Source organism: Actinoallomurus bryophytorum, assembly GCF_006716425.1.
GTDB classification, from domain to species: domain Bacteria; phylum Actinomycetota; class Actinomycetes; order Streptosporangiales; family Streptosporangiaceae; genus Actinoallomurus; species Actinoallomurus bryophytorum.
Map to the genome: position 1 here is coordinate 7,809,034 of NZ_VFOZ01000001.1, position 6,709 is coordinate 7,815,742.

The following is a 6,709-nucleotide window of genomic DNA, read 5'->3' on the forward strand; positions in this document are numbered from 1 at the left end:
AGCCGTACCTCGTCGTGCCGGCCTCCCGTCCGAACCGCCACCCCGGCGGCATGGGCGGACGGCATCGCGGCGACTACCCTGAGAGTTCATGGGTGTCCTCTCGGATGGCGCAGCGCTCACCGCCCTGGTAATCAGCACTTACACCTTCGGCGAGACCGTTTGGAAGAAACGCCGGGCCGATGTTCGGGTCTACCTACGTCGCGTCAAGGACGAAAACATCCTTAATGGCCGCCCTGCGACTGCGACCCGCTATGTGATCGAGATCGAGAACCGGGGACCGGCGATCGCCCGGGGCACCAAGGTGACCTTCCTGCATTTCGCCGAACGCCCGAATGATCCAGCCGGTCAAAGGGGCGAGCTCTCCACTCTCGCGGGGGTCTGTGGCTGTCGTGCCGATGAGCCCATCGCGGAGATCCAACCAGGTCAGAACATGTATTTGCCGGTGACCATCAGGGATCGCGTCGTACCCGACATGGAAGTCGACCTCGAATGGAGGGAACGCTGGAGAAGGCGGCACCGCGTGCGGCGCTTCCTCTACCCGACCGACGCCTGACCGAAAGGATTCCGGTCATTGTCCGCCAAGGAGAAAGGCGCCGTCCTTCCGACTATGGGCCGGCCTCCCGGGCGCGGGTGAGGTAGTTCGCGGCCGCCTCCTGGAGGGCGTCGAGTGTGTGGCGGAGCTCCGGGCGGCGTGACTCGCCGGCTCGGGTGAGTGCGCTCACGGTTCGGGTCACGGGCCGGGTCAGTGGGTGCAGGCTGATCTCGAGTGGGCCCTCGGGCAGGGCCAGGCGGGGGATCAGGGCGACTCCGGCGCCGGCCTCGACCAGCGCGGTCAGTACGGAGAAGTCTGTGGCGTGTGCGATCGGGTGCACCACGAATCCCGCGGCTCCGCACGCGCGCTGGATCATTTCGTGGCAGGACGTCTCCGGTCCGGGGACCAGCCAGTCCGATTCGGCGAACTCGGTCAACCGGGCGGGGCGGCCGGTCTCCAAGCCGCGGCGTGCCGCGTCCGCCGGATGCAGTGCCAGCACCACCTGGTCGTCGAGCAGGTGCGTGGCGTCGCAGGCCGGCAGGTCGCGGGGAAGCAGCGTGTACGCGTGCACGACCGCCAGGTCGACGTCATTGCGCATCAGGGCGGCGATGGAGAGTTCGGGCTCCTGCTCGACCAGCCGCAGGCTCGGCGCCTGGCGTACTCCGTCGGCAGGGGTCGCCGACCACAGCCGGGAGACCACGGCGCGGGCGGCGGACGGGAACGCGCCGATGCGCACGGTCCCGAGCGTGCCACCCCGCAACGCGGCCAGATCCGACTCGGCCTGAGCGACATTGCCCATGAGCACCTCGGCGTGTGCCACCAGAACATGCCCGGCCGCGGTCAGGGACAGGGTCCGGCCGGTCCGCTCCAGGAGCGGGACGCCCGCCTCGCGTTCGAGCACGGCCAGCTGCTGTGACACGGCCGGCCCGGTCAGATGCAGCGCTTCGGCCGTCGCGCTGACCGTGCCACGGTTCGCGAACTCTCGAAGGAGCGACAGACGCCGCACGTCAAGCATAAGCGCTCCTTTGCATATACGGCAGAAATCGTAACTGGACCTTATCAATGGTAGCCCGGACGATGGGTGGATGACGAAAGACCAAGCGCCGCGTCGGCCCCACGGCCGGGCGCCGACGATGACCGCCCTCGCGACCACGGCCGTGCTCTGGGCGTCGGCCTTTCCCGCGATCAAAAGCGCCCTCGACGGCTACGGCGTTGCCGGCCTTTCCTTCCTGCGCCTGTTCGTCGCGTCTGTGGCGCTGGCATCGGCGGCGCCGATACTGAAGGTCCGTGTCCCTGCCTCCAGGGACCTTCCGCTGATCGCTCTGTGCGGTCTCGCCGGCATGAGCGCCTACCAGGTCCTGCTGAACTGGGGTGAGGTGTGTGTCCCGGCCGGCACGGCGAGCCTGCTGGTGAGCATCGCGCCGGTCTTCAGCGTCGTGCTCGCGGCGGCGTTCCTCGGCGAGCGCCTCTCCCGCCGCGTGGTGCTCGGCAGTGTGGTGGCGATCGCCGGCAGCGTCCTGATCGCTGTGGCGGGCGGCAAGGCCGGATATACGGCCGCGGCATGGGTCGTGCTCGCCGCCGCGCTGGTCCAGGGTGTGTACCACTTCGCGAGCAAGCCCCTGCTGCGTCGCTACTCGGCGGTCGAGGTCGCGTGCTACAGCATGTGGAGCGGCACGGTCTTCCTGGCACCACTGGCGCCGGCCGCGTTCGAGCACCTGCCGACGGCCTCGGTGGCGTCGTCGGTGTCCGTCCTGCTGCTCGGCCTGCTACCGAGCGCTGTGGGCTTCGTGACCTGGGGGTATGCCGTGTCGCGGTCCACAGTGGCGGCCGCGACGGCGGCGCTCTACCTCGTCCCGGCCATCGCGATCGCGGCCTCATTCGCCTGGCTCGGCGAGGTCCCGACCGTCGTCGAGATCATCGGCGGAATGATCAGTATCGGCGGTGTCGCACTGATCCGCCTCCACGGTCGGCGCGGCGCCGCGGACGTCACCACCACCTTCGCGGCACGGCAGGACGGTCGGCGGCGGACGGATGAGGCTGGCTGTTTCCGAGGGAAAGCTTAGGCTAGGCTGCCCTAAGTTAGGTAAGCCTATCCTGAGGTGTGGCAACAGGCCCCGGCGCGGGAGCGACGGCCTCAGGTGGACCCCGGACGAAGGAATCCCCCATGCTCCAGGCCCCCAGACGCACGAGGTCGCTCGCGGCGCTCGCCTCGCTTCTCCTCACCCTCGGCCTGGTCACGGCCTGCGGGTCCGGCAAGGCCGCGTCGCCGGCCGCGACGGGTTCCGCGGGTGGCGCGTTTCCCGTGACCATCGCGCACAAGTTCGGTGCGACGACGATCAAGGCGGAGCCGAAGCGGATCGTGACGGTCGGGCTCACCGACCAGGACGCCGTGCTGGCGCTGGGCAAGGTGCCCGTCGGCACCACCGAGTGGTTCGGCGGATTCTCCGGCGCGATCGGTCCCTGGGCCAAGGACAGGCTCCACGGCGCCCCGCTGCCGACCGTGCTCAAGGACACCGGAACGGGTCCGCAGGTCGAAAAGATCGCGGCCCTCCGGCCGGACCTGATCCTCGCGGTGTACGGGGGGCTGACCAAGAAGCAGTACCAGACGCTGTCGAAGTTCGCGCCGGTCGTCGCCCAGCCGAAGCAGTACAACGACTTCGGCGTTCCGTGGGAGGTGCAGACCAAGACGATCGGCCAGGCACTCGGCAAGGTGGGTGAGGCCGACAAGCTGGTCTCGGGTGTCGAGCAGAGGTTCACCCAGATCAGAGACGACAACCCGGAGTTCAAGGGCAAGACGGCCGTCACCGCCACCCCGTATGAGGGCTACTTCGTCTACGGCAGCCAGGACCCGAGATCGCGGAACCTCGCGTCGCTCGGATTCACGCTGCCCGCCGACCTGGACAAGCTGATCGGTGACAAGTTCGGCGCCAGCATCAGCAAGGAGCGTACGGACCTGCTCGACCAGCAGGTCGTCGTCTGGTCCGTGTCCAACGTGGCCAAGGACGCGCCCAAGCTGCACGCGGACAAGCTCTACGCCGACCTGAACGTGGTCAAGCAGGGGCGCGAGATCGCCGTCGGAGAGGACACCCCGTACGGGATCGCGTACTCCTTCGTGACCGTGCTGAGCCTCCCGTACCTGCTCGACCGGCTGGTCCCCCAGCTCAAGGCGGCCGTCGACGGAGATCCGGCCACCAAGGTCGAGCAGCCCGCGAACTGAACGTGGAGACGCACGTACGGGCCGGCGCCGGGCGCCCGGTCCTCCTGCTGGCCGCGCTCATCGCCGGCCTGGCCCTGCTCTGCCTGCTCTCCCTGGCCTTCGGCGCGCTGAACGTGCCGTTCGGCCAGGTCGCGGGCGCCCTCATCGGCCACCGCGAAAGCACCGCGGTCGACAACGTGATCTGGTCGGTCCGGGTGCCCCGCACCGCGCTCGGCCTCGTCGCCGGAGCGGCACTCGGCCTGTCCGGTGCGCTCATGCAGGCGCTCACCCGCAACCCGCTGGCCGACCCCGGGCTGCTCGGGGTGACCGCCGGCGGCGGGTTCGGGGTCGTGATCGCCGTCGGCGTGCTCGGCCTGGGCACCCTGTACGGGTACGTCTGGTTCGCCTTTGCCGGCGCGCTGCTGGCCAGCGTGGTCGTCTACCTGCTCGGCAGGCTCGGCAGGTCGGGGCTGACCCCGGTGAAGCTGGCCCTGGCGGGCGTGGCGGTGAGCGCGCTGCTGTCCTCTCTCACCAGCGCGATCGTGCTCACCGACTCGGACGCGCTCAACCGCTACCGGTTCTGGTCCGCCGGCTCGCTCGGCGACCAGAACGGCGCCACGGTGCTGGCCGTCCTGCCGTTCATCGGCGTCGGGGCCGTCCTGGCGATCGCGTGCGCGCCCGCGCTCAACAGCCTGGCGCTCGGCGAGGACGTCGCCGCCGCGCTCGGGCGGCGACCGGGGCTGGTCAGGGTCCAGGGCGTGGTGGCCGTGACGCTGCTGACCGGCGCGGCGGTCGCGACGATCGGCCCGATCGTCTTCCTCGGCCTGGTCGTCCCGCACGTCGCACGGGTGCTGGCCCAGTGGGCCGGTCTGGGCCCGGACCATCGCTGGCTGCTGCCGCTGTCGGCGCTCATCGCTCCCGGTCTCCTGCTGGCCGCCGACATCCTCGGCCGGATGGTCGACCGGCCGATCGAGATCCAGGCGGGTGTCCTGATCGCGTTCCTCGGCGGTCCGTTCTTCATCGCGATGGTCCGCCGCCGTCGTCTAGCGGAGGTGTGAGCCGTGACCGCACGCGAGGTGCCGGTTCCGCGGTACTTCCGGTTCGCGCTGCCGCCGGTCTCCGGTCTGCTGCGCCCCCGGCTGATCGCGGTGTGCCTGGGCCTGACGGCCGCGACGTTCCTGGTCGTGTGCGTGAGCCTGTCGGTCGGGGACTTCTCGATCGGGCTGGTCGATGTCGTCAAGGCCGTCGCCGGGACCGGCGATCCGGGGAACGTCCTGATCATCCGGGAGCTGCGGATGCCGCGGGTCGTCACCGGGCTGCTCGTCGGCGTCGCCTTCGCCCTGTCCGGCGCGCTCTTCCAGACCATGACCCGCAACCCGATGGCCAGCCCGGACGTGATCGGGCTGACCGAGGGATCGGGTACGGCCGTCGTCGCGGCCATCATGCTCGGCTGGGACGGCGGCCTGGGCCTGCAGACGCTCGGGCTGCTCGGCGGGCTGGCCAGCGCGCTGCTGGTGTACGCGCTGGCCTGGCGTGGCGGCACCACCGGATACCGCATCATCCTGGTCGGCATCGGGGTGTCGTGGATGTGCACGAGCGCGACCGACTACCTCATCGCCCGTGGCGGGGAGTTCCAGGCCCAGGCCGCGCTCGGCTGGCTGGTCGGCAACCTCAACGGCCGGGGCTGGGACCAGGCCGCGCCGCTCGCGCTCGCCCTGGCGGTGCTGGTGCCGGTCGCCCTGGGGCTCGGCCGCCTGATGCGTACGCTCCAGCTCGGTGACGACGTCGCCGGGGGACTGGGCACCCCCGTGCAGTGGGTCCGGCTGGGACTGATGGTGGCCGGCGTGGGCCTGATCGCGTTCGGTACGGCCGCGGCGGGGCCGATCGCCTTCGTGGCGCTGATGGCCCCGCAGATCGCCCAGCGGCTGGCGGGCACCGCCTGGCCGCCGCCCATCACCTCGGCGGTGACCGGGGGACTGGTCGTGGCCGGCTCCGACCTGGTCGCGCGGACCCTCATTCCCGGTACGGAGCTGCCCGTCGGGATCGTCACCGGAGTGCTGGGCGCGCCCGTGCTGCTCTGGCTGCTCATCCGCGCCAACCGCGCGGGCTCAGGAGGCTGAACATGGAGACACCCGCCCCGGACCTGCGCGCGAACGGTCTGAGCCTGGCCTACGACGGCGCGCCCGTGGTGACCGACCTCGACCTGGTCGTGCCCCCCGGGCGGATCACCGCCATCGTCGGCGCCAACGCGTGCGGCAAGTCCACCCTGCTCCGCGCGCTGGCACGGCTGCTCGCGCCCCGGCACGGGACGGTCCGGTTGGACGGCCGTGCGCTGAGGTCCATCCCGACCCGGGAGCTGGCGCAGCGGCTGGGCATCCTCCCGCAGGGTCCGGTCGCACCCGACGGGCTGACCGTCCTCGACCTGGTCAGCCGCGGTCGCTCGCCCCACCAGACCTGGTGGCGGCAGTGGTCGAAGGCAGACCAGAGCGCGGTGTACGCCGCGCTGGCGGCGACTGGCATCACCGACCTGGCCGGCCGTTCCGTCGACGAACTGTCGGGCGGGCAGCGGCAGCGCGCGTGGATCGCGATGGCGATGGCCCAGGGCACCCAGGTGCTGCTGCTCGACGAGCCGACCACCTACCTCGACATGGCGCACCAGATCGACGTTCTCGACCTGGTCACCGACCTGAACCAGCGTGAGGGCAGGACCATCGTGATGGTCCTGCACGACCTGAACCAGGCGTGCCGCTACGCCGACCACATGGTCGCGATGAAGTCCGGCCGGATCGTCGCGGAGGGCGACCCCGCGGACGTCATCACGGCCGCGACCGTCGAGGACGTCTTCGACCTGCGGTGCCAGGTCACGACCGACCCCGTCAGCGGCACCCCGCTCGTGATCCCCATCAGCCGTCACCACGTCGCCGCACCCGTGGGCGAATGAGGTAAGGGTCACCTAAGAAATCCGAAAGAAGAGGGTTGTT

Annotated in this window: 7 protein-coding genes; 6 read left to right on the plus strand and 1 reads right to left on the minus strand. The window is 70.6% G+C overall.

The genetic code is table 11. From position 1 onward, the window contains the following. The first annotated feature begins 88 nt into the window (after window positions 1-88). Entirely contained in the window at window positions 89-553 is a 465-nt protein-coding gene (locus FB559_RS36115) for a hypothetical protein (RefSeq protein WP_141961392.1), read from the plus strand. A 52-nt stretch (window positions 554-605) separates the two neighbouring features. Here the strand turns inward: FB559_RS36115 and FB559_RS36120 are convergent, their stop codons facing one another. Next, window positions 606-1,547 (minus strand): LysR family transcriptional regulator, encoded by a 942-nt coding sequence (locus FB559_RS36120; protein ID WP_141961393.1) that lies wholly within the window; start codon window positions 1,545-1,547, stop codon window positions 606-608. Window positions 1,548-1,617: 70 nt separating this feature from the next. Between FB559_RS36120 and FB559_RS36125 the strand changes: the two genes are divergently transcribed. The 5 genes from FB559_RS36125 (at window position 1,618) to FB559_RS36145 (ending at window position 6,669) form a co-directional block, all read left to right on the plus strand. Continuing rightward, window positions 1,618-2,595, plus strand: a complete 978-nt coding sequence (locus tag FB559_RS36125) for a DMT family transporter (RefSeq protein ID WP_221640344.1) — start codon at window positions 1,618-1,620, stop codon at window positions 2,593-2,595. A gap of 101 nt (window positions 2,596-2,696) precedes the next feature. Beyond that, a complete protein-coding gene (locus tag FB559_RS36130) occupies window positions 2,697-3,749 on the plus strand; it encodes an iron-siderophore ABC transporter substrate-binding protein (RefSeq protein WP_141961394.1) in 1,053 nt (350 codons plus the stop codon). A gap of 2 nt (window positions 3,750-3,751) precedes the next feature. Then, window positions 3,752-4,786 (plus strand): FecCD family ABC transporter permease, encoded by a 1,035-nt coding sequence (locus FB559_RS36135; RefSeq protein WP_246122368.1) that lies wholly within the window; start codon window positions 3,752-3,754, stop codon window positions 4,784-4,786. Window positions 4,787-4,789: 3 nt separating this feature from the next. Then, window positions 4,790-5,848: a FecCD family ABC transporter permease gene (locus FB559_RS36140; RefSeq protein ID WP_141961395.1), complete on the plus strand. Its 1,059-nt coding sequence runs from the start codon at window positions 4,790-4,792 to the stop codon at window positions 5,846-5,848. A gap of 2 nt (window positions 5,849-5,850) precedes the next feature. Beyond that, window positions 5,851-6,669: an ABC transporter ATP-binding protein gene (locus FB559_RS36145; RefSeq protein WP_141961396.1), complete on the plus strand. Its 819-nt coding sequence runs from the start codon at window positions 5,851-5,853 to the stop codon at window positions 6,667-6,669. The last annotated feature ends 40 nt before the right edge of the window (window positions 6,670-6,709 follow it).

Coding starts and splice junctions, on each gene's coding strand:
- FB559_RS36120 (WP_141961393.1), bottom strand. CDS start 1,547: ATGCTTGACGTGCGGCGTCTGTCGCTCCTTCGAGAGTTCGCGAACCGT.
- FB559_RS36130 (WP_141961394.1), top strand. CDS start 2,697: ATGCTCCAGGCCCCCAGACGCACGAGGTCGCTCGCGGCGCTCGCCTCG.
- FB559_RS36125 (WP_221640344.1), top strand. CDS start 1,618: ATGACGAAAGACCAAGCGCCGCGTCGGCCCCACGGCCGGGCGCCGACG.
- FB559_RS36115 (WP_141961392.1), top strand. CDS start 89: ATGGGTGTCCTCTCGGATGGCGCAGCGCTCACCGCCCTGGTAATCAGC.
- FB559_RS36145 (WP_141961396.1), top strand. CDS start 5,851: ATGGAGACACCCGCCCCGGACCTGCGCGCGAACGGTCTGAGCCTGGCC.